The organism is Lentzea tibetensis, assembly GCF_007845675.1.
GTDB lineage: Bacteria > Actinomycetota > Actinomycetes > Mycobacteriales > Pseudonocardiaceae > Lentzea > Lentzea tibetensis.
In genome coordinates this window covers 24,418-48,806 of record NZ_VOBR01000008.1, presented here as the reverse complement: position 1 = coordinate 48,806, position 24,389 = coordinate 24,418, and the positions used below count along the sequence as shown (strand labels likewise).

The 24,389-nt window shown below is 69.7% G+C and carries 25 protein-coding genes and 1 tRNA gene; 13 read left to right on the top strand and 13 right to left on the bottom strand.

The genetic code is table 11. From position 1 onward, the window contains the following. Positions 1-45: 45 nt before the first annotated feature. Positions 46-1,242: a DNA polymerase III subunit delta' gene (locus FKR81_RS14385; protein WP_146352097.1), complete on the top strand. Its 1,197-nt coding sequence runs from the start codon at positions 46-48 to the stop codon at positions 1,240-1,242. A gap of 531 nt (positions 1,243-1,773) precedes the next feature. On the opposite strand, the gene FKR81_RS14380 is transcribed toward FKR81_RS14385, so the two are convergent. From FKR81_RS14380 to kduI, 3 genes are read right to left on the bottom strand one after another with little or no spacing between them, the layout of a single operon-like run. Beyond that, the gene (locus FKR81_RS14380) at positions 1,774-2,517 is read right to left on the bottom strand and encodes an IclR family transcriptional regulator (RefSeq protein ID WP_146352095.1); all 744 of its coding nucleotides are present in this window, start codon (positions 2,515-2,517) and stop codon (positions 1,774-1,776) included. Beyond that, positions 2,514-3,245, bottom strand: a complete 732-nt coding sequence (locus FKR81_RS14375) for an SDR family oxidoreductase (protein ID WP_146352093.1) — start codon at positions 3,243-3,245, stop codon at positions 2,514-2,516. The genes FKR81_RS14380 and FKR81_RS14375 overlap by 4 nt, the downstream gene beginning before the upstream one ends. Then, positions 3,246-4,073, bottom strand: a complete 828-nt coding sequence (gene kduI, locus FKR81_RS14370; protein WP_146352091.1) for a 5-dehydro-4-deoxy-D-glucuronate isomerase — start codon at positions 4,071-4,073, stop codon at positions 3,246-3,248. It abuts the gene before it with no gap. Between the two features lie 109 nt (positions 4,074-4,182). On the opposite strand from kduI, the gene FKR81_RS14365 reads away from it, so the two are divergent. Further along, positions 4,183-5,796: an L-lactate permease gene (locus FKR81_RS14365; protein WP_146352089.1), complete on the top strand. Its 1,614-nt coding sequence runs from the start codon at positions 4,183-4,185 to the stop codon at positions 5,794-5,796. Then, positions 5,793-7,016 (top strand): glycoside hydrolase family protein, encoded by a 1,224-nt coding sequence (locus FKR81_RS14360; protein ID WP_146352087.1) that lies wholly within the window; start codon positions 5,793-5,795, stop codon positions 7,014-7,016. The genes FKR81_RS14365 and FKR81_RS14360 overlap by 4 nt, the downstream gene beginning before the upstream one ends. On the opposite strand, the gene FKR81_RS14355 is transcribed toward FKR81_RS14360, so the two are convergent. Then, the gene (locus tag FKR81_RS14355) at positions 6,979-8,373 is read right to left on the bottom strand and encodes a hypothetical protein (protein WP_146352085.1); all 1,395 of its coding nucleotides are present in this window, start codon (positions 8,371-8,373) and stop codon (positions 6,979-6,981) included. The two genes, FKR81_RS14360 and FKR81_RS14355, sit on opposite strands and share 38 nt — an antisense overlap. Positions 8,374-8,475: 102 nt before the next feature. Between FKR81_RS14355 and FKR81_RS14350 the strand changes: the two genes are divergently transcribed. Then, positions 8,476-8,549, top strand: a tRNA-Thr gene (locus FKR81_RS14350). 68 nt (positions 8,550-8,617) lie between these two features. Here FKR81_RS14350 and FKR81_RS14345 read toward each other — a convergent pair. Both FKR81_RS14345 and FKR81_RS14340 read right to left on the bottom strand, forming a co-directional pair. After that, on the bottom strand, positions 8,618-9,358 hold the full coding sequence (locus FKR81_RS14345) for an SRPBCC family protein (RefSeq protein ID WP_146352083.1): 741 nt from the start codon (positions 9,356-9,358) through the stop codon (positions 8,618-8,620). Continuing rightward, on the bottom strand, positions 9,355-9,942 hold the full coding sequence (locus FKR81_RS14340; protein ID WP_146352081.1) for an ArsR/SmtB family transcription factor: 588 nt from the start codon (positions 9,940-9,942) through the stop codon (positions 9,355-9,357). The genes FKR81_RS14345 and FKR81_RS14340 overlap by 4 nt, the downstream gene beginning before the upstream one ends. Positions 9,943-10,085: 143 nt before the next feature. On the opposite strand from FKR81_RS14340, the gene FKR81_RS43565 reads away from it, so the two are divergent. Beyond that, positions 10,086-10,259 carry a hypothetical protein gene (locus tag FKR81_RS43565; protein ID WP_186762976.1) on the top strand — a complete coding sequence of 58 codons (174 nt, stop codon included), beginning with the start codon at positions 10,086-10,088 and terminating at the stop codon, positions 10,257-10,259. On the opposite strand, the gene FKR81_RS14335 is transcribed toward FKR81_RS43565, so the two are convergent. The 4 genes from FKR81_RS14335 to FKR81_RS14320 are packed head-to-tail and all read right to left on the bottom strand — an operon-like array spanning position 10,237 to position 13,404. Beyond that, on the bottom strand, positions 10,237-11,193 hold the full coding sequence (locus FKR81_RS14335) for a TIGR03617 family F420-dependent LLM class oxidoreductase (RefSeq protein WP_146352079.1): 957 nt from the start codon (positions 11,191-11,193) through the stop codon (positions 10,237-10,239). The genes FKR81_RS43565 and FKR81_RS14335 overlap by 23 nt on opposite strands. A 9-nt stretch (positions 11,194-11,202) precedes the next feature. Beyond that, the gene (locus FKR81_RS14330; RefSeq protein ID WP_146352077.1) at positions 11,203-11,868 is read right to left on the bottom strand and encodes an excalibur calcium-binding domain-containing protein; all 666 of its coding nucleotides are present in this window, start codon (positions 11,866-11,868) and stop codon (positions 11,203-11,205) included. A 40-nt stretch (positions 11,869-11,908) separates the two neighbouring features. Further along, the gene (locus FKR81_RS14325) at positions 11,909-12,661 is read right to left on the bottom strand and encodes an excalibur calcium-binding domain-containing protein (protein WP_222598269.1); all 753 of its coding nucleotides are present in this window, start codon (positions 12,659-12,661) and stop codon (positions 11,909-11,911) included. A gap of 41 nt (positions 12,662-12,702) precedes the next feature. Beyond that, positions 12,703-13,404, bottom strand: a complete 702-nt coding sequence (locus FKR81_RS14320; RefSeq protein WP_146352075.1) for an excalibur calcium-binding domain-containing protein — start codon at positions 13,402-13,404, stop codon at positions 12,703-12,705. A gap of 114 nt (positions 13,405-13,518) precedes the next feature. Between FKR81_RS14320 and FKR81_RS14315 the strand changes: the two genes are divergently transcribed. Together FKR81_RS14315 and FKR81_RS14310 are read left to right on the top strand one after the other, a co-directional pair. Next, positions 13,519-13,914, top strand: a complete 396-nt coding sequence (locus tag FKR81_RS14315) for an uL11 family ribosomal protein (RefSeq protein ID WP_146352073.1) — start codon at positions 13,519-13,521, stop codon at positions 13,912-13,914. Continuing rightward, positions 13,911-14,264: a CGNR zinc finger domain-containing protein gene (locus FKR81_RS14310; RefSeq protein ID WP_146352072.1), complete on the top strand. Its 354-nt coding sequence runs from the start codon at positions 13,911-13,913 to the stop codon at positions 14,262-14,264. The genes FKR81_RS14315 and FKR81_RS14310 overlap by 4 nt, the downstream gene beginning before the upstream one ends. On the opposite strand, the gene FKR81_RS14305 is transcribed toward FKR81_RS14310, so the two are convergent. After that, entirely contained in the window at positions 14,245-14,700 is a 456-nt protein-coding gene (locus tag FKR81_RS14305) for a DUF4442 domain-containing protein (protein WP_146352071.1), read from the bottom strand. The genes FKR81_RS14310 and FKR81_RS14305 overlap by 20 nt on opposite strands. 104 nt (positions 14,701-14,804) lie before the next feature. Here FKR81_RS14305 and FKR81_RS14300 point away from each other — a divergent pair, with 104 nt between their 5' ends. Continuing rightward, on the top strand, positions 14,805-15,344 hold the full coding sequence (locus tag FKR81_RS14300) for a MarR family winged helix-turn-helix transcriptional regulator (protein WP_235921540.1): 540 nt from the start codon (positions 14,805-14,807) through the stop codon (positions 15,342-15,344). Beyond that, on the top strand, positions 15,345-16,970 hold the full coding sequence (locus FKR81_RS14295; RefSeq protein ID WP_146352067.1) for an MDR family MFS transporter: 1,626 nt from the start codon (positions 15,345-15,347) through the stop codon (positions 16,968-16,970). Between the two features lie 52 nt (positions 16,971-17,022). Here the strand turns inward: FKR81_RS14295 and FKR81_RS14290 are convergent, their stop codons facing one another. Beyond that, a complete protein-coding gene (locus FKR81_RS14290) occupies positions 17,023-17,526 on the bottom strand; it encodes an inorganic diphosphatase (protein ID WP_146352065.1) in 504 nt (167 codons plus the stop codon). A gap of 128 nt (positions 17,527-17,654) precedes the next feature. Here FKR81_RS14290 and dacB point away from each other — a divergent pair, with 128 nt between their 5' ends. Genes dacB through hpt form a run of 4 tightly spaced genes read left to right on the top strand, consistent with a single transcriptional unit; the run spans position 17,655 to position 22,593 of the window. Further along, on the top strand, positions 17,655-20,045 hold the full coding sequence (dacB, locus tag FKR81_RS14285; RefSeq protein WP_146352063.1) for a D-alanyl-D-alanine carboxypeptidase/D-alanyl-D-alanine endopeptidase: 2,391 nt from the start codon (positions 17,655-17,657) through the stop codon (positions 20,043-20,045). A gap of 28 nt (positions 20,046-20,073) precedes the next feature. After that, on the top strand, positions 20,074-21,117 hold the full coding sequence (locus FKR81_RS14280; protein WP_146352061.1) for a zinc-dependent metalloprotease: 1,044 nt from the start codon (positions 20,074-20,076) through the stop codon (positions 21,115-21,117). Continuing rightward, positions 21,114-22,028: a tRNA lysidine(34) synthetase TilS gene (gene tilS, locus FKR81_RS14275; RefSeq protein ID WP_146352060.1), complete on the top strand. Its 915-nt coding sequence runs from the start codon at positions 21,114-21,116 to the stop codon at positions 22,026-22,028. Before FKR81_RS14280 ends, tilS begins: the two co-directional genes overlap by 4 nt. 16 nt (positions 22,029-22,044) lie before the next feature. Then, positions 22,045-22,593 (top strand): hypoxanthine phosphoribosyltransferase, encoded by a 549-nt coding sequence (gene hpt, locus FKR81_RS14270; RefSeq protein ID WP_146352059.1) that lies wholly within the window; start codon positions 22,045-22,047, stop codon positions 22,591-22,593. Between the two features lie 67 nt (positions 22,594-22,660). On the opposite strand, the gene FKR81_RS14265 is transcribed toward hpt, so the two are convergent. Continuing rightward, positions 22,661-24,367: a substrate-binding and VWA domain-containing protein gene (locus FKR81_RS14265; RefSeq protein ID WP_146352058.1), complete on the bottom strand. Its 1,707-nt coding sequence runs from the start codon at positions 24,365-24,367 to the stop codon at positions 22,661-22,663. Positions 24,368-24,389: the final 22 nt, after the last annotated feature.

The following is a 24,389-nucleotide window of genomic DNA, read 5'->3' as shown; positions in this document are numbered from 1 at the left end:
TGTCGGGGGTCGCTGGTATGACTGTGGGCGGATACGGAGGTGGGCATGAGCGTGTGGGCTGAGGTGGTCGGCCAACCCGATGCCGTCGCAACCCTGAGCGCCGCCGCCGAGGCAGCGGCGAGCATCGTGGCAGGTGGCACACCGGCGCCGGGCGCGATGACTCACGCGTGGCTGTTCACCGGCCCACCCGGCTCGGGCCGCTCGTCGACGGCCCGCGCGTTCGCAGGCGCCCTCGAGTGCACCGCGACCGACGACCGCCCAGGCTGCGGTGTCTGCCCCGGCTGCCGAACCACCTTGCACGGCACCCACGCCGACGTCCGCGTCGTGGCGCCGGAGGGCCTGTCGATCTCCGTCGCCGAGATGCGCGCCCTGGTGCAGACCGCGGCCCGCAGACCAACCGGCGGCCGCTGGCAGGTAGTGATCATCGAAGACGCCGACCGCCTGACCGAAGGCGCCGCGAACGCACTGCTGAAGGCAGTGGAGGAACCACCGGACCGCACCGTCTTCCTGCTGTGCGCCCCGTCCGACCACCCGGACGACGTGTCCGTGACCATCCGCTCCCGCTGCCGCCTGGTGCCACTGGGCTCACCCCGCCCACCGTCGATCGCGTCCGCACTGGAACAACTCGACGGCATCCCACCCGAGATGGCGTCGTGGGCCGCGTCCGTCTGCGGCGGCCACGTTGGCCGCGCCCGCCGCCTGGCGGTGGACGAGTCAGCCCGCACCCGCCGCGAGGCAGTGCTGCGCATCCCACTGGCACTCCGCCGCCCCGCCGACGTCTTCACCTGCGCCGACGAACTGATCAAGGCAGCGGAGGAAGACGCCTCAACGGCCAACGAGTCCCGCAACGAGGCGGAACGCGAGGCCCTGGAAACCGCGATGGGCGCAGGCGGCACCGGCAAGGGCACCGCCGCCGCGAGCCGCGGCGCGAAGGGCGCGATCAAAGACCTGGAAAAGCGCCAGAAATCCCGCGCGACCCGCACCCAACGCGACTCCCTGGACCTGGCTTTGGTCGACCTGGCCGGCTTCTACCGCGACGCCCTGGTCACCAAAACAGGCTCCGAGGCGTCCCTGAACCACCCGGACCGCTCAGCCGACTCACGCACCGCCGCCGCCCAGTGGTCAGCCGACTCGATCCTGCGCCGCCTCGAAGCCGTACTCGCCTGCCGCGAAGCCATTGACCTGAACGTGAAACCCCGCATCGCGATCGAGGCAATGGTCACCACTTTGCACAGAGGGTGACGGATTCTGGTTGTCCACATCGCCCGATGGTGAGGAACGAAGGGGATGGCCCCATTCGTTCCCGCAAGGAAGAGGAACGCGGGGGGAGCCGGGCCACGGGTCCACGTCAACGACGACGCGCACCCTGGAGCGACGCTCCGCACCGGAGGCACGCTGATCGGCCACGGTGACCGGCGACCCGGAGTCAGGTTGACCGGCGACGCTGACCGGTGTCCTGCTGACCGGTGGCTCGGAGCCTGGCTGACCGGGCCCGCGCCGGAGCTCACGGTCGATGGCAAGCCGCGTGCCGGGGCGCATGGTCAAGGCAGCTGCACACTCGGCGCACGGGCCAGATCATCGTGCACACCGGGCGCCTGGTCGGCCGGGATGCGCACCCGAAGGCACAGCCGGTCGCGACGCGCGCTGGGGTCGGGCCGCCGCTCATGAGCCCGCACCCGCCCGATCACGCCGTGCCCCGGCAGATCACCACGTGCGCCGGCTGCGCAGCCGGCGCACGAGCCCGCACGCCGGATCACGCCGTGCCCCGGCGGATCATGCCGTGAACCCGAGCGCGGCCGACACCTCAGCCGCAGCCCGAACAACCCGAGGCCCCAACGCGATGAGCTCGGCAATCCCGTGCTCCATGGCCAACGACGAGGCAGACACTCCACCGATCACCACCCCGGCGTGATCCCGAATCGCCGCCCCGACACACCGCACCCCGCGCTCGTTCTCCTCGTCGTCCAACGCGAACCCGGACCGCCGCACGCGCGACAACTGAGCCCGCAAGCGCTTGGCAGAGGTGACGGTGCGAGGCGTCCGGCCGGGCAGCCCGACGCGCAGGATCAGCGCGTCGAGCTCGTCCGGCGACCACGACGCCAGCACCGCCTTGCCGATCGCCGTCCCGTGGCAGGGCAGTGACATCCCGATCCGCGACGCCATCCGGTAGGGCTTGTCGGCCTCGATCTTGTCGACGTACACGAGCTCGTCGCCGAAGAGCACGGCCAGGTGCACCGTGCAGCGCGTGTCGTGTTGCAGCGACCGCAGGGCAGGCCGTGCGCGTTCGACGGTGTCGATCGGCCGCAGCACCTTGCCGGCCAGGGCGAGCACGCGCGGGCCCGCGAGGTAGTTGCCCTCGGAACCCACGACGGCGAAGCCGCGGTCCACCATGGCCTGCAGGAGCCGGTGGACCGTCGACTTCGGCAGGCCGGTCACGCGCGCGATGTCGGTGATGCGCGAGTGGTCGGCCAGTGCCTCGAGCACGGCGAGTGTCTTCTCGACGGCGGTGTCGGTCATCTGCCCATCCAACCCCCGTCGACGACGAGCACGTGTCCCGTGACGTAGTCGGACGCGCGTGACGACAGGAACACCGCCGCCCCGACGAGATCCTCCGGCGAGCCCCAGCGGCCGGCCGGGATGCGTGAGCTGATCGCGGGCTCGCGCTCGGGGTCGGCCTGGAGCACCGCGGTGTTGTTGGTTGCGATGTAGCCCGGCGCGATGGCGTTGACCTGCACGTTCGACGACGCCCACTCGTTCGCCAGAGCCTTCGTCAGGCCGGCCAGTGCGTGCTTCGACGCCGTGTACGCGGGCACGAGGATGCCGCCCTGGAACGACAGCAGCGACGCGATGTTCACGATCTTGCCGCTGCCCGCCGCCAGCATCTGGTTACCGACCAGCTGTGACAGCACGAACGCCGAGTCGAGGTTCACCGACAGCACGCGCCGCCAGTCCTCCAGCGACACCGACGAAGCAGGTCCGCGGCCGATCGTGCCCGCGTTGTTCACCAGCACGTCGATCTGGTGCGCTTCCAGCACCGGCGCGAGCGCGGGAGACAGAGCCGAAGGATCTTCCAGGTCGACGGACACCACGTCGATCACCGAGGAAGAGATTCCCGAAAGGTCGCCGCGCCCCAGCAGGACCAGCTTCGCGCCGGCCGCCGCGAGACCGACCGCGATCGCTCGGCCGATGCCCGTGCGGGCGCCGGTCACCAGTGCGGTCTTTCCGCTCAACGAGAAGAGGTCCATCTAGCGCAGCTCCGTCACAGCGACCTGGTCCATGTCGTCGTACGCCTGGTTCTCGCCACCCATGGCCCAGACGAACGTGTACGCGTGCGTGCCCACTCCACTGTGGATGGACCACGACGGGGAGATCACGACCTCCTCGTTGCGCACCACCATGTTCCGCGTCCGCTGCGGCTCGCCGCACAGGTGGATCACGCGCTGGTCCGCTGGCAGGTCGAAGTACAGGTAGCACTCGGTGCGCCGGTCGTGCGTGTGCGGCGGCATCGTGTTCCACACGCTGCCCGCCGCCAGCCTCGTCACGCCGAGCACGAGCTGCGACGAGCGGATGCCGTCGGCGTGGACGAACTTGCGGATCTCGCGCACGTTCGCGGTGTCCGGCGAACCCATGTTCAGCACGTCCACCTCGTCGAACCGGGCGACGGCCGTCGGGAACGACGCGTGCGACGGGGTCGAGAACAGGTAGAAGTGCGTGTCGTCCTCCGCCGCGTGGAACTGCACGTCCACCGCGCCCTGGCCGACGTACACGCAGTCCCGCGTGCCGAGCTTGTGCTCGGTGCCGTCGACGGACACGCTGCCGGACCCGCGGATCACCAGAGCGGCGAGCTCCCGACGTTCGCAAAAGGACGAAGTGCGCAAAGGCCCGTAACTGCCCAAGGTAAGCGCTTGCCCGGGAACCGGGGCCGCGCCGCCCACCACGATGCGGTCCTCGTGCGTGTAGACCACCTTGATCTCGCCCGCCACGAACAGGTCTTCGACCAGGTAGTGCGCCCGCAGCTGGTCGGTGTCGAACTCCTGCAACTGGTCCGGATGGGTCGAGTGCCTGATTTGCATTCTCGGATGCCTTCCGATCGAGGCGGCGGAGTGACACGATGTGCGCCGACCAACATGGAACTACGTTCCGTGGGCTGGAACAAGCCTCGTCACCCCGCCGCCGGTGACGATGGGCATCCGAAAGGCGGTTGTCGTGTACCAGCAGAACCCCAACCCGACGGGGTCGCTGTTCCTGTCGGCACTCTTGGCCCTCATCCCGCTGCTGGCCGTGCTGGTCCTGCTCGGCGGCCTCAAGTGGAAGGCGCACTGGGCGGGCCTGACGGCACTCGCCCTGGCACTCGCCGTCGCCGTCGTGGGCTACTCGATGCCGCTGGGCACCGCGCTCAACGCCGGTGCGTTCGGTGCGGCCACCAGCGTCCTGGTGATCCTGTGGATCACCTTCAACGCCATCTGGATCTACAACCTGACCGTCCACAGCGGACACTTCGCGGTGCTCAGGCGCAGCTTCAGCTCGATCAGCGACGACCAGCGCGTCCAGGCCATCGTGATCGCGTTCTCATTCGGCGCGCTGCTCGAAGCGCTCGCCGGCGGTGGCGGACCGGTCGCGATCTGCTCGGTCATGCTGATCGCGCTCGGCGTCGACCCGATGAAGGCCGTCGCGCTCGCGCTCATCGCGGACACCGCGCCCGTCGCGTTCGGCGGCATGGGCAACCCGATCACCGTGCTGAACACGGTCACCGGCCTGCCCGCCGACCAGTTCGGCGCCATGGCGGGCCGCCAGGTCGCGATCCTCGCCGTGCTCGTGCCGTTCGTGCTGGTCTTCGTCGTCGACGGCAAGCGCGGCCTCAAGGAGACGTGGCCCGTCGCGCTCGTCGCCGGTCTCTCTTTCGGCATCACGCAGTTCGCGGTGTCGAACTTCTGGTCCTACAAGCTGTGCGACATCGTCGCCGCGATCGTCTCCGTGCTCGCGGTCGTCCTCTACGTCAAGGTCCGCCAGCCCGCGCGGTCGATCCCGCCGGTCATCGCCGGCGGCTCGACGACCGACTCGCGCAGTGACGTGATCACCGCGTTCGCGCCGTACGCGATCATCGTGGCCGTCTTCTCGATCGCGCAGATCACCGCGGTGAAGGCGTTGCTGGAGAAGGCGACCTACAAGTTCCCCTGGCCAGGCCTGCACATCACGAACGCCGCGGGCAAGCCGGTCGCGACGACCTACACGCTCAACATCCTGTCCGCGACGGGCACGCTGCTGTTCGTCTCCGGCCTGCTGTCGTTGCTGTTCCTCAAGGTCGCGGCGGGCAAGGCGCTGCAGATCTACGGCCAGACGATCAGGCAGTTCAGCTGGGCGATCCTCGCGATCCTCGCGGTGTTCTCCCTGTCGTACGTCATGAACTTCTCCGGCCAGATCACGTCGCTCGGCCTCTGGCTGGCGGGCACCGGCGCGTTCTTCGCGTTCCTGTCGCCGGTCGTCGGCTGGTTCGGCGTCGCGATCACCGGCACGGACGCAGGATCCAACGCGCTGTTCGGCGGCCTGCAGGTGACCGCAGCGGACCAGCTCGGAGCGTCGCCGTTCCTGTTCGGCGCCTCCAACAGCTCCGGCGGCGTGATGGCGAAGATGATCTCCCCGCAGAACCTCGCGATCGGCACCGCCGCCGCCGGTCTCGTTGGCAGGGAAGGCGATCTGTTCCGCAAGGTATTCGGCTGGAGTCTCTTGCTGCTGCTGGCCATGTGCGTGATCGCTTACCTGCAGTCGACACCAGTACTGGGATGGATGGTGCCATGACGATCTCTCGACGTTCCCTGTTCGCGGCCACCGGTGCCGCCGCGGTGACGATCGGTTCAGCGACGCAGGCGCAAGCGCAGGCGCAGCAACCGGAAGTCGAAGCCGAGGCTTCCCGGCGGCTGTTCCGCAAGTCGCTCGACTTCGCGGTCGCCAAGCTGCGCGCGACCGCGCCGGCCATCACGTCGTTCCCGCAGGAGACCAAGTTCGAGAAGTGGACGTTCGCCGACGACGGCGGCTGGGTCGGCGGGTTCTGGCCCGGCTCGCTGTGGCTCGCGTACCTCGACAGCCGCGACGAGCAGTTCAGGAAGTGGGCCGTGGAATCGGCACTGCGCCTGTCGCCGCGGCGCACGGACACCTCGACGCACGACATCGGTTTCCTCTTCTACCCGTCGTGGGTGACGGGGTACCGACTAACGGGCGACGTGTCCTGGCGGGACGGCGCCGTGGAGGCCGCCGGGTCGCTGATCCAGCGGTACAACCCGAAGGGCAGGTTCATCCGCGCCTGGGGCAAGCTCGGCACCCCGGACAGCGACGGCCGGGTGATCATCGACTGCATGATGAACCTGGACCTGTTGACGTTCGCGACCCAGCAGACCGGCGACAGCAAGTACCTCGACGTCGCGGTCGCGCACGCGGAGACCACCAGGCAGTTCTTCCTGCGCCCTGACGGTTCCACGCCGCACGTCTACGACTTCGACCCGGCGACGGGCGCGCCGATCGGACCGAACACGAACCAGGGCTACAGCCCGACGTCCTGCTGGTCGCGCGGCCAGGCGTGGGGCATCTACGGGTTCACGACGATGTACCGGCGCACCAAGAAGGCCGAGTTCCTCGACACCGCGAAGCGGCTCTCCGACTTCGCGTTGAAGGCACTCACCCCGGACCAGATCCCGATCTGGGACTACCGCTCCCCGTTGGCGCCCAACGACGTCAAGGACTCGTCAGCGGGCGTGATCATGGCGTGCGGCCTGATCGACCTGGCCAAGGTCACCGGCAGGTACAGCTACCACGCGGCCGCGTTGCGCATCCTCGACGCGATCTGCCGCACGTGCCTGACGACCGAGTCGGAACGCTCGGACGCGGTGCTCGCGCGGGCAACCCGCAACCGCCGCGCGGAAACCGGCATCGAGGTGTCGTTCCCGTACGGCGACTACTACCTCATGGAAGCCCTGCTGCGCGTGCTCAAGCCTCGGGAGATCGCGCAGGCCGTCGGCCTCTAGGCATGGCGGCGACGACGATCACGCCGGTGAGCAGGAGCGCGGTCCCGACCCAGAAGAGCGGGATCGAGTTGTACGCGGCGTTCGTGTAGGCCAGTGGTGGCGCCTGTTTCGGCGGCGCCGCCACCGGCCCGCCGGGCGGCTTCGGCGCCGAGGCCGTACCGCAGACGACGCCGTCCTTCGGGGCCGCCGCCCGCACGATCTGCTCGCCCAGCGAGATCTGCGCGAGCGCCGACGGCAGGTCCTTGATCTTCAACCGGTCGGTCGGCAGCAGCTGCACGTCCAGCAGCCGGGCCGTCGCACCCAGCTGGAACCCGCTGAAACCGGGCCCGCTGAAGGACGCCTTCTTCTCGGTGAGCTCGGCGATCTGCAGCCGCGCCACGACGAGGTCGAGCAACAGCGGCACGTCCAGCTGCGGATGCGCCGCGTCGAGCACGCCGAGCTCCTTGCCGCCCTGGCTGACCCGCAGCACCGGCGCGGTGTACTCGATCTTCGACGTCGTCTCGTCACCGGTGGCGGTCGCGGTGAGCGTCGGCTGGCTGACCACGTCGATCTGGACGCCACCCGCGAGCCGCACGCTGACCGCCTGCATCGTCGACGTCGACCGCACCGCCTTGTTCTTGCCGCCGGGCAGGTCGACCAGCTGCACCTTCGACTGCGCCTTGAACGTCTCCGGCAGGCTCACCAGCGACGTGCTGTTCGACAGCAACCCGTCCAGCAGCGGCAACTTCGGCAGCTCGGGCGTGCTCGGCAACGTCGGGATCGCGTTGAGCACGCTGATGCTCGCGGCCTCGGTCTGCGCGTTCGCGAGCGGCTCGACGCACGGCCCCTTCTCGGTGTCCCACCGCGAGTGCACGCTTCCGTTGAGCAGTCCGACCTCGAGCACGGTGTCGAGCGGGCTCGCGGGCGGGTTCAACCCGCCGTTGGTCGGCTGCGGGTTGTCCGGGATCGCGGTCTGCACGAGCGTGCCGGGACTCTGCGGCGAGCGCCCCGCGATCGCGAACCCGACCGGCGAGGCCTGCGTGATCACGCGTTCCGTCGTCAGGAACGCCTCGGTGTTGACCTGCGCGCTGGCGAGCCCGAGCCCGAACTCACCCGCGGACTGCTTCGGCAGCTGGTCGGAGAAACCGGGCAGGATCGTGTTGGTGGGCACGGCGTTCGGCCCGATCCGCACGACCGCGAGCCCCGTCCCCGCGTCCCCGACCGCGTGCGCCAACGGCTGCGGCCCGTTCGGCGCGCTCGCGGGCGGCTGGTTCGGATCGCGCGGACCGGGCACCGGCGTGGTCGGCTGCGCGAGCGCGGGGCCGGCGAGCAGGAACAGCAGCAAACCGGTCGCTGGCAGGGACAGAGCTCGGCGCATTGCTCTCCTCGGCGGTGGAGTGGTGACACCGGTCACTGTCCGTTCAACGAGGGCACCCCTGGTAAGTGACGGGTCCTCCATCCGCTATAGTTGTCGCGTCTCGCCGCCTTAGCTCAGTCGGCCAGAGCGGCTCACTCGTAATGAGCAGGTCATCGGTTCGATTCCGATAGGCGGCTCGGTGAGATGAAGGGCCAGGTCATTTCTGACCTGGCCCTTCGCTTTGTTCTGGGACGTCACCGACAGCTCAGCTGAACACGCCGTTGATCCACTTCTCCCACGCGGCGGCGTCACCGGAACCGGCGAACACGTGGTGCCCGATCCCGATCGACGGCCCGCCACCGTGGAACCGGTAGAGCCCCTCCGCGCCGCGCACGCCGAGGAAGCCGCGGAACCCCGGCGGCGACCAGTCGACGACACCCTCGATCGGCGCGAGTCCAGCGGGCGTCAACCGGATGGTGTCGCCCTCGTTGATCGGCTCGGTCACGCCCAACCCGTCCAGCAGCAACGACCACGCGTCCGCGCCCTCGGCGGCAGGCGGGCCCTGCACGTGCACGTAGGTGCCGGGGAGGCCGGTGAAGTGCTGGAGGTACTGCCCGAGCGTGTGCAGGTACATGTCCCAGCCGTGGCTGGACTGCGCGAGGTACTCGTCGCCCCAGTCGTCGCTGATCATGCCGTTGTGCACGAACCGCAGCACGGTGCTGCCCTGGTCACGTCCCTCGACGAGGTACTCCATCGCGTGGAACGAGCCGTCCTCCGCCGTGTCGCCGCGGTAGGCGAGGTGCTTCGGCGGGTCCCACGCGGTGATCGTCGCCGACTCCGAGAAGTCGCCGATGGTCAGCGTCATGCGTCCGCCGACGGCCGGGTCGACGGTGTGCGGGCCCATGAACCACGACGAGATGCCGGGGCCCGTCGCGATGGCGTCCCACACCTGCTCGGGAGTTGCCTCGAGCGAGACCTCCTTGCGCAGCTCGAACTCCTTGCTCACGACTCCTCCTTGACGCTCGGGTGCAGTGCGACGACAACGCGGTGCGGACGGCCGCCATCGGCCTGTTCGTCGTGGTACTTCGAGACGAGCTGCGACACCGCGACGGTGAGCTCCTCGGCGAACGCGGCGCGGTCGGAGGCCGACGCGAAGCGGATCTCGCCGTCCAGCGCGAACGTCGCCAGCCGCTTCTTCGCCTTCGTGGCGCCGGTGATCAACGTGCCGACGTCGCGGACCAATCGGGCGGCGACGGCCAGCAGCCAGCGCGCGGACAGGCTGTCCGGTGAGCGGGCCGGGTCCGGTTCCACCGCGGCCAGCGCCAGCGGCGAGATCACGTAGGACGCCGCCGTCGCGCGCAGGACGCGTTCGGTGACGTTGCCCTTGCGGCGTTCCTCGACCAGCTCCACGAGGCCGTGCCGCTCCAGTGCCCGCAGGTGGTAGTTGACCTTCTGCCGGGGCAGACCGACCTTGGCGGCGAGCATCGTCGCCGAGCCCGGTTCGGAGAGCTCGGCCAGCAGCCGGGCCCTCATGGGGTCCAGTGAGACCTCGGCGGCCGCCGGGTCCTCGATCACCGCGACTTCGAACATGCACCCACGGTCTCACCGACAACTTTGTTAGTCAAGACAGCGTCGTTAGTCGGTGACTTTGCTCCATCGGGGTGGCGTTGGGCGCGGTACCGTAAGCAGCGTCTCGATAGGTCGTTGCACCTTCGCAACCCGAGGAGACGTACATGTTCGTGATGTTGGTGCTCACCGTGATGGCGCTGCCGTTCGCCCTGACCGCGGCGAACGTCGGCCGGAGACGGTGGATAAGAAAGCGCGGGGTCGCGAGAGTCCGCGCCGAGCTCGCGTGGTTCCACGACGAGCTGGCCAGGCAGGGCCTCAGCCACTCCGCCAGGCGCTGAGCACGTTCGCCGGCGTCGTCACGCGGTCGATCCGGCGTTCCCGCAGCCGCGCCACGACCTCGTCCGGCGAGCCGACCACCGCGAACGCCCGCAGCACGTCGTCACTGATCAGCTCGGTCATCTCCGCCCACAGCTGCCGGCGCGACATCCGGTGCAGCTCCTCGTGCAGCGCACCCCAGCCGTGCAGGTCCAGCACTTTCCGGTACGACGGCGTCGACCCGTAGAAGGCGATCTGCCGCTTGACGTCCGCGGCCTCCTCGTCGGTCGTCGCGACGAACGACATGCCGCTGATCTCGAAGCCCTCCAACGACTTGCCCGCCTTGGCGCGGCCGCGTTCCAGCGCGGGCACCGTCACCTCGCGCAGATACCGCTCGGTCGTGAAGCTGTGGCACAGGAAGCCGTCCGCCACCTCACCCGCGACCTCGGTCATCAGCTCGCCGACACCGGCCAGGTGGATCTTCGGGTTGCCGAACGCGTTGGGGCCGGGGTCGAACATCGGCGTCATCAGCGTGTGCCGGTAGAACTCGCCGCGGAACACCAGCCGCTCGCTCGTCGCCCAGCTGTGCCAGATCGCCCTGATCGCGAGCACGAACTCGCGCATCCGCGCGGCCGGCTTCGACCAGGTCATCGCGAACCGCTTGGTGATGTGCGGCTCGACCTGCGAGCCGAGGCCGAGGTTGAACCGGCCGCCGGACAGCAGCTGCAGGTCGTTGGCCAGCACCGCGGTGCTCATCGGGTTGCGCGCGAACGCCACCGCGATGCCGGTGCCCAGCTCGATCCGCGTCGTGCGGCCCGCGGCGACGGCGAGCGCGACGAACGGGTCGTGCTTCGTCTCGGCCAGCCAGAACCCGTCGTAGCCGAGCTCCTCGGCCCGCGCCGCGCGGTCGCCGACGTCGAGGGGGCTGCCGGAGACCTCAGCGCTGTCCAGCTTCATGCGGACAGGCTAGTTGTCGCAGGCCACACCGTTGCCGTCCGCGTCGAGCTCGGCGCGGTAGCCGGGCTCCCACGAGTTCAGCGCCGTCTCGCCCGCGGCCAGCACCGCCGCGCAGCTCCGGTAGAAGACGTAGGGGTACTGCTCGGTCTCGGTCTCGGCCGTCGCGTCGGTGACGGGGACGAGCTTGACGTCGAGACCGCCGCACTCCGGCCCCCAGAACCCGACGGCGGCGTGCATGGCCGTCGACTGCGCGTCCTTGATGGCGTGGTCGGCAAGGCCTTCCGCCCGCGCCACGCCCTTGCTCACCGCGAGCACCGCGAAGCTCGTGCCGTCCGCGAGCAGCAGGCCGGCTTTGTCCGCCCGCCGAACAACTCCGACCGTCTTGCCCAGCAACGTCGTCACCGCGAACTCGGTCGACGTGGCCGCCCAGCACTCGCCGGGGTTCGCCAGGCCGTCGACGAGCACCTGTCCGCCGTCGGCGAGCACGACCGTGCGTCCGTCGACGATGCCCGTCACCAGCACTTCCGGCGGTGGCGCCGGTGCCGCGGCCGCTGGTTTCGCTCGGGGCGGCAGTGGCGAGTCACCGGGCATGTTCCCGACGAGGACGCCCGTCACCATGATCCAGACCACGATCAGGGCGGACCGGGCGTGCCGCGATAACTCGGCTGTCGTCACGGGAGTGGGATCGCGGGGACACGGGAAGTGTTACCGCACGTCATTCACACGCGACTCCGTCCTTGTCGCCGTCGAGGGCGGGCCGGTAGCCGGGCTGGCCGACGCGGAGCGGTGCGGCACCCGCGGCGCGTGCGGCGGCGCAGTTCGCGTAGTAGGCCGCGGCAGGTGGGTTCGGCGCCGGTTCCCGCTGGGGTTGCGGGACCACCGGCTGCGGTGCGGGTGGGGGAACCGGCTTGACGTCGAGGCCTTCGCACGACGGACCCCAGAACCCCGCAGCGGCTTGCTGTGCTGCCGCCTGGGTGTCCTGCAGCGTCTTGATCGCGGCCGCTTCCGCGCGGGCGACTCCCTTGCTCAGCGCGAGAACCGCGTAGTCGCTGCCGTTGGGCAGCAGCACCGTGGCCACCTCGGCTGAGGTGTCGACCAGGCGGATCGACTGGTTCACGAGAGTGCTCTTGGCGAAGTCGAGTGACGCGGTCGCCCAGCACGCGCCGGGCTGCGCGAGTCCGCGGACCACGACCTTCGTGCCATCGGACAGGAGCAGCGTGCGGCCGTCCACCACGCTCTGCACCGTCACCGCCGGCGGAGCGGCCGACGTGGTCGTTGTCGTTGTGGTTGTCGTTGTGGTGGTGGTCGTGCTCGTCGCCCCGGGTACTGACGTCGCCAGAGACTGCGGTCGCGGCTTCTCGTTGCCGGACATGCTGCCGATCAGGCCGAGCAGCAGCACGGCGGCGATGGCGATCAGGACGATGCGCGCCTTCTTGGGCAGCTGGCGCCAGAACTGGGCTGCGGTCACGGCAGCCCTATCGGGGCCTGGCGGCCGGAGTGTTACTCAGGTCACTCGCAGGCGATGCCGTTCTGGTTCTGGTCCAGCTGCAGCCGGTACCCCGGCTGGTCCCTGCGGATCGGCGCCGCACCGGCCCGCTTGGCCTCTTCGCAGTCGAAGAAGAACACGAACCGCGTGGTCGGCGTGACCGGAGGCTTCTTGGTGGCGGGCGGAGGCGGCGGGGGAGGAGGTGCCGGCGTCGTGGGCTTGGCGTCCTGCCCGTTGCACGGCGAACCCCACAGCCCGCTGGGCACCTGCTGCGCCGCGGTCTGGGCCTCCAGCATCACGCCGGAGGGCGCCTCGGCGCGCGCGGCTCCCTGGCCGACCGCGAGCAACGCGTAGTCGGTGCCGTCCTCGAGTTTGAGCGGAGACGCCGGCGAGCCGCGGTTCACCCTGACCGGCTTGCCGAGCACCATCGTCGCGGCGAACTGGGCGGACATCTCGGCCCAGCACTCGCCCATCGGGGCGAGGCCTTCCACCTGCACGTTCGTGCCGTCGGACAGCGTCACGGTCCGGCCGTCCACGATGTTCTGCACCGTGAGCTGGGAGGAGGGACCGCTGTCCGGTGTGGTCGTCGTCGTGATGGTCGTCGACGGCGGCGCGATGGGTTGGGCAACAGGAACGGGGGCGGCGTGGGTGCTGCTGCACCCCACCACCAGAAGCGGCAGCAGCACTGTGCCCGCGACTCGCCGTCCGACGACCGTACGCCCCACCGTACGCCTCCCTACACCTGTGACCAGCTAATTAGGCGTACGGAGCGAGGGTGGAAGTAGTTCACTTTGTTATCGACTTGAGTCTGACGCTACGTCAGTTCCTACGTTCGGCCCATGGCCGCGAAGAAGACGATCCACGAGATCACGATGCAGCTCGAGGCGGGCAACGCCTCGATGATGGACCTCGGCAAGATGCTGGGGCACACGGGCACGAACCTGGTCGGGATCAAGCGCGCCTACGACGAGGCGACGGGTGGCCAGCGCGGCGAGACCGTCCCGGTGGTCATCTCGGTCTTCGAGGACAAGACGTTCGCGTTGCGGCTCAAGACCCCGCCGACCAGCTCGCTCATCAAGAAGGCGATGAACGGGCGGCGCGTGCTCACGCGCGCTCAGCTGCGGGTCATCGCCGAGCGCAAGCTCCCCGACCTCAACACGACCGACGTCGAGGCCGCGATGCGCGTCATCGCGGGCACGGCGCGGTCCATGGGAGTCACCATCGAGGAGCAATGACGGCCGTGCCGCCGTTCCGGCTGCTCGACCCGGCGCTGAGGACCGCGGAGACCCTGCTGGCACAGGGGGTCTTCGCGGCCGTCGTCACCGCGCTGCCGGACGAGCGGCTGGCGGCGCGCGAGCTCGAGTCGGCGCTCCGCGGGCTCCGGCTGTCCGAAGTGGACGGTCGGTGGCGTGCGGAGCTCGACGACGTGGTGGACACCGCGGCGGCCGGGCTCGTCGCGCTGGTCGTCACCGACGGGTGGCGGCGGGTCAAGCGCTGCGAGGTCTGTGCCGCGGCGTTCGTCGACCGCACCAACGGCTGTTCCCGCCGCCGGTGCCGCGAGCACGTCAGGAACGGTTCGGCTTGAGCGTCCAGACGACGGTCATCTCGCCGGTCGTCACGCCTTCGGCGTTGGTGATCGTGACGGCGACCGGGAACTCGGGGCGGGTGCCCGACTCCAGCTCGGCGATCACGTCGGTGGCTGAGCGCTCCAGCACGGCCTCCGCGCGCAGCGCGCCCAGCGCGAGCTTCTTGTAGGCGATCTCGGCGCGCGCGACGAGCGGCGTCGCCTTGTCCATGTACTCGGCGAACGCGGCCATCACGACGGCGCCCGACGCGGTCTCGCCCACGCCGAACATGTTCGCCGCGTGCGGCCCGCCGACGTGGTTGCGCATCGGCTCGTCGTCCGGCAGGACGGCCACCACGCGCGTGGCCGACACGTCCTCGAACTCGATCCCGAGGGTCTTCACCCACGGCACGACCTGCTTCATCGCGTCGGCGACGAACGAGAAGTCCTGGCTCATGCAGCGGATGTTACCCATGAGTAACCACTTCGTGCGAGTGAGAGCTGAAACTCACTTGCCAATACTCCGTTCGAGATGGATGCTTGTAGCGAGCAACTAGTTGGATGATGCAAGCAACGGAGTTGGTGATGGTCGAGCCGGGCTTCTGCTCCGCCGCCGATTCGGGCCACGAACTGGCTGACCGCGTCGGCATGGCGATGGTCCGCCTGAACAAGATGCACGCCCAGGTCGCACACCAGATGGCCAAGCAGGGCATGGACAAGGCGTCCTTCATCCTGCTCGCCACCCTGGCGGGCATGGGGCCGTGCCGGTCGAGCGCGCTCGCCGAAGCGGTGCTGTCCGACCCGTCGACGATCAGCAGGCAGGTAGCCGTGCTGGTGAAGGACGGGCTGGTCGAGCGCAGGGCCGACCCCGCGGACGGCCGCGCCAGCGTGCTCGCCGCCACCGACGCCGGACTCAAGTTGCTCAAAGAACGCAGGCGACTGCGCAACGTCGCCATCGCACGGATGTTCGAGGAGTGGGAGGAGGCGGACTGGAAGCAGTTCGCCGACCTCTTCGAGCGCTTCGTGCAGGACTACGAGACCGCGATTCCGAACTTCATGTCTGAAGGCGGGCTGGGGGCTCGCACAGGAGGGGAAAGGTAGATGTCAACGGAAACTCAGCAGGCTTCGCTGACGCATCGTCAGATCCTGACGGTGCTGTCGGGACTGCTGCTCGGCATGTTCCTCGCCGCGCTGGACCAGATGATCGTCGCCAGCGCGATGAAGACCATCGCCGACGAGCTGCACGGCCAGACGCTGCAGGCGTGGGCCACGACCGCTTACCTGATCACCGCCACGGTCACGACGCCGTTGTACGGCAAGCTCTCGGACATCTACGGCCGCAAGCCGCTGTACCTGGCCGCGATCTCGCTGTTCCTCGCGGGCTCGCTGCTGTCGGGCATCGCCAACTCGATGTACGAGCTCGCCGCGTTCCGCGCGGTGCAGGGTCTCGGCGCGGGCGGTCTGATGTCGCTCGCCTTCGCGATCATGGCCGACATGATCTCCCCGAGGGAGCGCAGCAGGTACTCCGCGTACTTCATGGCCGTGTTCGGCACGTCCAGCGTCCTCGGCCCGGTCATCGGCGGCCTGTTCGCCGGTATGGACAGCTTCCTCGGCGTGGCCGGTTGGCGCTGGGTGTTCCTGGTGAACGTCCCGGTCGCGCTCGCCGCGCTCGCCGTCGTCGCGAAGGTGCTCAACATCCCGCACAACCGGGTCGACCACCGCATCGACTACGTCGGCGCGCTCACCCTGATCGTCGGGCTCGTGCCGTTGCTGCTCGTCGCGGAGCAGGGCCGTGAGTGGGGCTGGGCCTCCGGGACGTCCATCGCGATGTACGTCGTCGGCGGGCTGGGCATCATCGCGTTCATCCTCGCCGAGCGGCGGATGGGCGACGAGGCGCTGCTGCCGCTGCGGTTGTTCCGCAACCACACGTTCGCGCTGGGCAACGCGATCAACTTCGTGCTCGGCATCGGCATGTTCGGCGGCATGGTGTCGCTGCCGCTGTACCTGCAGATCGTCAAGGGCGTCTCGCCGACGCAGTCCGGCCTGATGCTGCTGCCGATGATGCTGGGCATCATGTCCGCGACCGCGATCAGCGGTCAGGTCACCGCGAAGACCGGTCGCTACAAGATCTTCCCGGTGATCGGCGCGGGCATGATGGCGACGGCGCTGCTGCTGCTCAGCAGGGTCGGCACGGACACGCCGATCTGGCTGGTGATGATCTTCATGTTCATCATGGGCGCCGGGCTCGGCCAGTGCATGCAGACGATCCTGGTCGCGATCCAGAACTCGTCCGAACCGCGGGACATGGGCGTCTCGACGTCGTCGGCGACGTTCTTCCGGCAGATCGGCGGCACCGTCGGTACCGCGGTCTTCCTGTCGATCCTGTTCAGCACGGTCGGCGACAAGATCGGGTCCGGCCTGCGGTCGGCGATGCAGACCGAGGCGTTCCGCACGGCGCTCGCGCAGAACCCGCAGTTCGCGCAGTCGTTGCAGCAGGGCGGCTCTGGTGTGGACCTGAACAACACCGAGTTCCTCAAGGGACTCGACCCGGTGCTGGCGCGGCCGTTCCTCGACGGTTTCTCCGGCGCGATGGACACGGTGTTCCTCACCGGTGGTCTCGTGATGATCGTCGGGTTCCTGCTGGTGTGGTTCATCCGCGAGATCCCGCTGTCGGAGAAGTCCGGCCTCCAGCGGGTGGCCGACGGCGAGGCCGTCGCCGCGGTGTAGTTCTCGGCAAACGAAAGGGGCCCCGGATCTCCGGGGCCCCTTTTCGGCGTTCTCAGTGCTCTTCGCCGCTTTCCTCAGCGTCGAGCTGACGCTTGTAGGAGCGCTCGATCTCGGCCTCGGCCTCGACGCGGCCGACCCAGGTCGCGCCTTCGACGGACTTGCCGGGCTCGAGGTCCTTGTAGACCTCGAAGAAGTGCTGGATCTCCAGCCGGTCGAACTCGGCCAGGTGGTGGATGTCGCGCAGGTGCTCCTGACGAGGGTCGTGGGCCGGGACGCACAGAACCTTGTCGTCGCCGCCCTTCTCGTCGGTCATCTTGAACATGCCGATCGCGCGGGCGCGGATCAGGCAGCCGGGGAACGTCGGCTCCTGCACCAGGACGAGGGCGTCCAACGGGTCGCCGTCCTCACCGAGGGTGTTCTCGACGAACCCGTAGTCGGCCGGGTACTGCGTCGACGTGAAGAGCGTCCGGTCCAGCTTGATCCGGCCCGTCTTGTGGTCCACCTCGTACTTGTTGCGCACGCCCTTGGGGATCTCGATGGTGACGTCGAACTCCACTGCGGTCCCTCGCTCAATGCTCGCTGTTCTTGACTCCCACTAGTGTGGACCAAGACGCCCTGTCAACCCTCATCGGAGGGACAGCAGAAGGGTGTGAGATTGCCCGTACCGAGCTGACGGAGGACCGAGTGCCGGACGAGCCCTCGTGGCCCACGGTGGACGACGACACCCCTTCGCAGGACGTGCCCGAACCGCCAACCGTGCAGGTCAAGCGGCCGCCCGTCGAATCGCCGACGATGCGGTTCCCCGCCGGTGGGGTGCGGAAGTCCCAGGGTGGCTCCGGTGGGGGCGAGTCGGTACCGCCGTCCGGATCCCGAGTGGACGCCGGGCCGGGCAACCTGCGGACTGGTGCCGGGCCCCTGTTGAAGCCCCCTCCCGGGGTGCAGCCCGCCTCGCCGTTGTTCGGTGGTGGGCGCCCCTCCGAGCACGGTCCGCGGCGCGGTGGCCCGAAGCCGGAGCACGGTGGCTCGAGGCCCGAGCAGGGTGGGGCGCGCCAGGGGGAGCAGGCGGGCCAGCGCGCCGGTGAACACGGTGGGCAGCGGCAGTCCGACCAGGGTGGCCAGCGGTCTGAGCACGGCGGGCATCGGTCTGAGCAAGGTGGCCAGCGGCTTGAGAGCAGTGGGCAGCGGCAGTCTGAGCAGGGCGGCCAGCGGCTCGAGCACGGTGGGCAGCGGCCTGGGAACGGTGGACCGCGGCCGTTCGACCAGGGCGGCCAACGCCCCGAGAACGGGGGTCCGCGGCCGTTCGACCAGCGGCCCGAGAACGGCGGCCAGCGGCCGTTCGACCGGGGAAGGCAGCCGGAGCACGGCCAGCAGTCGCCTGAGCAGGGCGGGCAGCGGCCGGAGTTCGGCGGCCCGCGGCAGCTCGACCAGAGCGGTCAGCCGAGGCTCGACGGGGGCCCGACCAGGCCGATGGCCCAGCCGCCCGCGGCCAAGCTTCAGCAGGCGTCCCCGCCAGGGGGTCCCCCTGGCTTCATTCTCCCAGCCGGCACCGACAGTTCTGGGCCGTCGAGCCAGCAACAACCCAAAATCGGTCCGCACAATTCCGGGGCGCCCGACAACAGCAGGACCCAGCCGGTCGGCGGCAACGCGAGGAAGTCGCCCGAGGCGGATCCCGAAGACACCCACGCGGAGCCCGAGAGGATCGGCACCGCCGAGAAGCGCAAGAGACCGTGGCTCGTCATCGGCTCACAGCTGGCGGTGGCGATCCTGGGCGTCGGCTCGATCCTCACCTACAACGCGTTCAGCGGTCCCGCGGCCGTCACCACCCAGCCGCCCGCCCCGCCCGCCGAGGTCCGCCCGATGGTCAAGACCGTCGACGGCAAGGCGCCTGCACCCAGCGCGAGCGGCATCGGGAAGGCGTTCACGGGTCCCGCGGCCAGCGGGCTGCTGCAGCCGCTGACGGGCGCGGTCATCGACCCGGCGAACAACACGGTCCTGTGGCAGCAGGGCGCGGCCACGCCCGGCACGCCCGCGTCGTCGCTCAAGATCCTCACGGCGGCCGCCGCGCTCCTGCAGCTCGAACGCACCGACCAGCTCACCACCAAGGTCGTCGCCGGACCCGAGCCCGGCTCCGTGGTGCTCGTCGGCGGCGGCGACGTGACGCTGTCCTCGAAACCCGCCGGCACCACCACCGTCTACCCCGGCGCGGCCACGCTCGACGATCTCGCCGCCAAGGTCACCGCCAAGGGGCCGGTCACGAAGGTGTACGTCGACCTCAGCCGGTATGCCGGCGACGCGATGGCACCCGGCTGGGACCCGCTCGACATCGCGGGCGGTTCGATCGCGCCGATGGTGCCGATCATGATGGACGGCGGGCGCGCCGACCCGGCCAAGGTCGTCAGCCCGCGCAGCGCGACGCCGGGACAGGCCGTCGCGGACGCGTTCGCGCAGCGGGTCGGCGGGGCTGGCGCGACCGTCGGTACCGCACCCGCAGGAGCGCAGGTGATCGCCGAGGTGAAGTCCGCGCCGGTCGAGCAGCTCGTCGACAACCTGATGCAGATCTCCGACAACCTCCTCGCCGAGGCCATGTCCCGCGAGGTCGCCAGGGCCACCGGCAACGAGCAGTCGTTCGCGGGCGGCATGAAGGCCGTGAAGGACGTGCTCGCCAAGAACGGCTTCGACGTGACCGGAGTGGACGTCTACGACGCGAGCGGACTGTCCGCGCGGAACAAGGTCCCGGCCAAGCTGCTCGCGGACATCCTGGCCGCCGCCGCCAAACCGGGACTCGACGACCAGCGCACCGCGAAGCTGCGCCCGCTGCTCACCGCGCTGCCCGTGGCGGGTGGCAGCGGCACGCTCGCCGAGCGCTACCAGAACGTCGCGGCGAGCGGGAAGGGCTGGGTGCGGGCCAAGACCGGCACGCTGACCGGCGTCAACTCGCTCGCCGGTGTCGTCGTCGACAAGGACGGCAGGCTGCTGGTGTTCGCGTTCATGACGGCCAGCACGGGCAACACCGACGACGTGCGCCAGGCGCTGGACGTACTCGCCGCCACGCTGCGTGGTTGCGGCTGTTCATGACGCGATACCGGCAGGTAGCGTCGGAAGGGTGAACGGGGCGACGGAGGCCGAGCTCGGGCCGGTTGACTGGGAGCTCGCGGCGGCGACGGCCGTCCGGCTCGTGCGGCCGGGACCGCAGATACCGCGCGACGAGGCCGACCACGTCGTCGGCAGACTGCGCGAACTCGCCACCAGCGCCGAGGTGCACGTGCGCGACCTGACCGGTCTCGGTCAGGGACTTCCGCTGCTGCCCGGTGAGGTCGTCGACCGTCCCGCGTGGGTCCGCGCGGCCGTGCAGGGACTCGAGGCGCTGACCGCACCCGCGCTGCCGCGGTCGGCCAGCCCGCTCGCCGGCGTGCTCGCCGGGACCGCTGGTGTGCAGGCGGGCGTGGTGCTCGCGTTCCTCAGTTCGCGGGTGCTCGGCCAGTACGACCCGTTCAGCCCCAACGAACAGCTCGCCGGACGGCTGCTGCTCGTCGCGCCGAACATCGTCGGCGCGCAGCAGGCGCTCGACGTGCCCGCCGACGACTTCCGCATGTGGGTGTGCCTGCACGAGTGCACGCACCGCCTGCAGTTCACCGGGGTTCCCTGGCTGCGCCCGTACTTCGCCGACCAGGTCGTGTCGCTGCTGTCCGCAATGGACACCGCACGCGCGCCGCTCGGCGACGTCATCCGCGACTTCCGGCAGAAGCTGCGCGCTGGCGACGGCCCGATGGGACTGATCGAGCTCGTCCAGACGCCGCAGCAGAAACTGGTGCTGGACCGGCTGATCGCACTGTCCACTTTGCTCGAAGGGCACGCCGACCACGTGATGGACGCGGTCGGCCCGTCGGTCGTGCCGTCCGTCGCGACGATCCGCAGCAGGTTCACCGCGCGCCGCAAGGGCGGCGGGCTGCTGGACCGGGTGCTGCGCACGCTGCTCGGCGTCGAGGCGAAGGTCCGCCAGTACGCCGAGGGCGCGGCGTTCACCGAGTACGTCGTGGACCGCGTCGGCATGGACGGCTTCAACGCGATCTGGACGTCCGCCGAGACGCTGCCGACCCGCGCCGAGATCGCCGAACCGATCACCTGGCTGCGCCGCGTCGCACCGTGAACGGACCCGTCTCCGAGGTCAGGACCGCGGTCCGTCGTTTCCTCGACGCCGCCCAGCCGGACGAGCTCGCCGTCGCCGTGTCCGGCGGCGCCGACTCACTGGCACTGGCCGCGGCGACCGCGCGTCTCGTGCCCGGCGCGCGGGCGCTGATCGTCGATCACCAGCTGCAGGAGGGCTCGGCGCAGGTCGCGTCGAGCGCCGCGCGGACGTGCGCCGAGCTCGGCCTCGACGCCCGCGTCCTGACCGTGCGGGTCGACGGCACCGGCGGCCCGGAGGCGGCGGCGCGCAAGGCCCGCTATGCCGCGCTGCGACCGGAAAGCGGGCTCGTGCTGCTCGGCCACACGCTCGACGACCAGGCCGAGACCGTGCTGCTGGGGCTGGGCCGGGGGAGCGGCCCGCGGTCGATCGCCGGGATGCGCTCGGTGGACCCGCCGTGGGGACGTCCGCTGCTCGGCGTCACGCGCGCGACGACCGTTGCCGCGTGCGCGGAGCAGGGGCTGACGCCGTGGGCGGACCCGCACAACGCCGACCCGTCGTTCCAGCGCGTGCGGCTGCGGACCGAGGTGCTGCCGCTGCTGGAGGAGGTCCTGCAGGGCGGTGTCGCGGAGGCGTTGGCGCGCACGGCCGCGCAGCTGCGCGAGGACTGTGACGCACTCGACTCGCTGGCCGACGCGTTCGCAGGCGACTGCTGCGAGGTCGTGGAGATCGAGGATCTTCCCAGCGCACTGCGACGCAGAGTGCTCAGGCGGTGGCTCCTCGACGAAGGCGTGCCCGAGTTGTCCGACTCGCACCTGCGGCGTGTCGACGAGCTGGTGTCGGCGTGGCGCGGCCAGGGCGCGGTGTGGCTGCCCGGCGGCTTTGTCGCGCGGCGCTCGCATGGCAGGCTCGTCGTCGACGCAGCTCAGCCTTAACAGAGGGGACCTGTCCGTGTACGACGGCGACATCGCATCCGTGCTCATCACCGAGCAGGAGATCAGCGACAAGGTCACCGAACTCGCCAAGCAGGTCGCGGCCGATCACCCACAAGGTGACTCGGACCTGGTGCTGATCACCGTGCTCAAGGGCGCGGTGATGTTCACTTCCGACCTGGCCCGCGCACTTCCCGTGCCGGTGCAGCTCGAGTTCATGGCGGTCAGTTCCTACGGTTCGTCCACGTCCTCGTCGGGGGTGGTGCGCATCCTGAAGGACCTGGACCGCGACATCGCCGACCGCGACGTGCTCATCGTCGAGGACATCATCGACTCCGGCCTGACCCTGTCGTGGCTGCTGAAGAACCTCCAGTCGCGGCGTCCGCGCTCGCTCGAGGTCTGCACGCTGCTGCGCAAGCCCGACGCCGTGAAGGTCGAGGTGCCGGTCAAGTACGTCGGGTTCGACATCCCCAACGAGTTCGTCGTCGGCTACGGCCTCGACTACGCCGAGCGCTACCGCGACCTGCCGTACATCGGCACCCTGGACCCCAAGGTCTACTCCAACTGAACGTTGATGCCATGAGGGGAGCTTTCCCAGCGCTCAACGCTGGGAAAGCTCCCCTCATGGCGATCGGCTAGCAGTTGGGGCGGCAGCGGCGCTGGCTCAACGCGTCGAGCACGACGCCGCGGATGTCGTCCGGCTGCAGAGCCTGGTAAGCCTTGCCACCGGTCGCCGCGGAAATCGCCTTCAGCGACTCCATGTCGGCTTCCTGGCCGAGCCCGATCATGATGACCGGCACCGGCTTGGCGGGATCGGACTCCCGCTTCAACGTCTCGATCAACGAAGCGGTGTCGATCGACGAGATGTCGTCGTTGCGCCCGTCGGTCATCAGCACGACCGAGTTGACCTTGGAAGCGTCGTACCCGGCCAGCACGTGCCGGTAGGCGGCGAGCGTCGTGTCGTTCAACGCGGTACCACCACCGACCAGCGCTTTCAGCTGCCCGACGCCACCCTCGAGCCGCTTGCGCCGGGGAACGCCCTGCAGCGGTTCACCGAGAGGCCCGATCGGGGTCAGCTCGATCCAGTCGTTCGGCGGCTTCTTGTCCGTCGAGAACGCCCAGAGCCCGATCTGCGTGGTGTCCGGCAGCATCGCGAGAGCGGTGAACGCCGCCTCGGTCGCCGCCTCCACGCGGGTCTTGCCGTTGGCGCCCTTCTCGATCATCGAGCCGGACACGTCGAACACGGTGAGCATGCGCATGTCGAGGTTGATGGCACCCCACGTGCGCAGCAGTTCGGACACCTGGTCGGCGTTGGGGGTCTCGATGATCTTGACCTGGTCGCCCTTGACGCCGTCCTTGTCGTTCGTCCAGCCCTGCGGCGCCTCGCCTGCCACGTTGCGGAAGCCCGCATCGGAGAAGCGCTTGATCGTCTCGTTCGAGCGCAGGACCCGCTCGAAGCCCTGCGCGGCCTCGCCGGTGCCGGGCTGCTCGGACGGCCGCGACACCCGCACCAGCGGGAAGTCGAAGCTCAGCGTGCCCTCCTTCGGCGGGGCGCCGAAGACCGTGGCCTGCGAGTTCGAGCCGATCGAATGGTTGTTGGACACGACCTGCTGCTCGGACGCCGCGAAGACGGGCGCCTTGTCGGCATCGGTCGTGACCTTGCTGAAGGCGTCGCGCACGGATGGCACGGCGCTGCGGCCGACGCGCAGCAGCGCGCCGACCAGCTCGGGCTTCGGGGAGCCGTCCGGGTTGCCGAGCAGGGTCCTGATCACGAACAGCGTGGCCAGGCCCTCGGAGGTGATCGTCGGGTCGGACAGCGACACGGCGACCTTGGGGTCGAGGACCTTCTGCCAGGACACCGGCTGGACCGGATGGCCGAGCGCGCTCATCGCCGTCTGCGACCCCGCGAGCACCAGTGGTGACGACGCGAGAGACGGTTTGATGTCGAGCTTCGGGGCTTCCGGACCGGTCTCGGCGGACTGGCGCTGGGCCTCGGCGGCCCACATCGTGGAGTCGGGGATCCAGAGCGAGTGCGGGCTGATCTGAGCTGTGGGCAGCTCGTGCGCGACGTCCGCCGCGTTGCGCGACTCGACCTGCACCTGCACGCACCGGCCGTTCACGACCGGCTGTGTTCGCTGGTAGTCCTCGGCGGCCGCGTTGACGACCTCGAGGGCGGCTGGGGTGACGGCCACCTTGAGAGGCAGCGCGCCCTGGCAGTCGGCACCGCTCGTCGCGCGCAGCGCGACCACGGTGACGCCGGCGGCCGCGATCACGCCGAGCAGTGCCCCTGCGGGCAGTGCGACGCGTCTGAACAGGCCGGGTGGCGTGTGACGAGCTGTCATTCGGTTACGTACCTTCAGTAGC

Excerpts from the sequence above, each read along its gene's own strand:
- FKR81_RS14335 (WP_146352079.1), bottom strand. The coding sequence starts at position 11,193 with ATGAAGCTGGACAGCGCTGAGGTCTCCGGCAGCCCCCTCGACGTCGGC.
- FKR81_RS14310 (WP_146352072.1), top strand. The coding sequence starts at position 13,911 with ATGACGGCCGTGCCGCCGTTCCGGCTGCTCGACCCGGCGCTGAGGACC.
- FKR81_RS14380 (WP_146352095.1), bottom strand. The coding sequence starts at position 2,517 with ATGACCGACACCGCCGTCGAGAAGACACTCGCCGTGCTCGAGGCACTG.
- FKR81_RS14385 (WP_146352097.1), top strand. The coding sequence starts at position 46 with ATGAGCGTGTGGGCTGAGGTGGTCGGCCAACCCGATGCCGTCGCAACC.
- FKR81_RS14375 (WP_146352093.1), bottom strand. The coding sequence starts at position 3,245 with ATGGACCTCTTCTCGTTGAGCGGAAAGACCGCACTGGTGACCGGCGCC.
- FKR81_RS43565 (WP_186762976.1), top strand. The coding sequence starts at position 10,086 with ATGTTCGTGATGTTGGTGCTCACCGTGATGGCGCTGCCGTTCGCCCTG.
- FKR81_RS14295 (WP_146352067.1), top strand. The coding sequence starts at position 15,345 with ATGTCAACGGAAACTCAGCAGGCTTCGCTGACGCATCGTCAGATCCTG.
- FKR81_RS14265 (WP_146352058.1), bottom strand. The coding sequence starts at position 24,367 with ATGACAGCTCGTCACACGCCACCCGGCCTGTTCAGACGCGTCGCACTG.
- FKR81_RS14355 (WP_146352085.1), bottom strand. The coding sequence starts at position 8,373 with ATGCGCCGAGCTCTGTCCCTGCCAGCGACCGGTTTGCTGCTGTTCCTG.
- FKR81_RS14305 (WP_146352071.1), bottom strand. The coding sequence starts at position 14,700 with ATGAGCCAGGACTTCTCGTTCGTCGCCGACGCGATGAAGCAGGTCGTG.
- FKR81_RS14340 (WP_146352081.1), bottom strand. The coding sequence starts at position 9,942 with ATGTTCGAAGTCGCGGTGATCGAGGACCCGGCGGCCGCCGAGGTCTCA.
- FKR81_RS14300 (WP_235921540.1), top strand. The coding sequence starts at position 14,805 with ATGATGCAAGCAACGGAGTTGGTGATGGTCGAGCCGGGCTTCTGCTCC.
- kduI (WP_146352091.1), bottom strand. The coding sequence starts at position 4,073 with ATGCAAATCAGGCACTCGACCCATCCGGACCAGTTGCAGGAGTTCGAC.
- FKR81_RS14365 (WP_146352089.1), top strand. The coding sequence starts at position 4,183 with ATGGGCATCCGAAAGGCGGTTGTCGTGTACCAGCAGAACCCCAACCCG.
- FKR81_RS14360 (WP_146352087.1), top strand. The coding sequence starts at position 5,793 with ATGACGATCTCTCGACGTTCCCTGTTCGCGGCCACCGGTGCCGCCGCG.
- FKR81_RS14315 (WP_146352073.1), top strand. The coding sequence starts at position 13,519 with ATGGCCGCGAAGAAGACGATCCACGAGATCACGATGCAGCTCGAGGCG.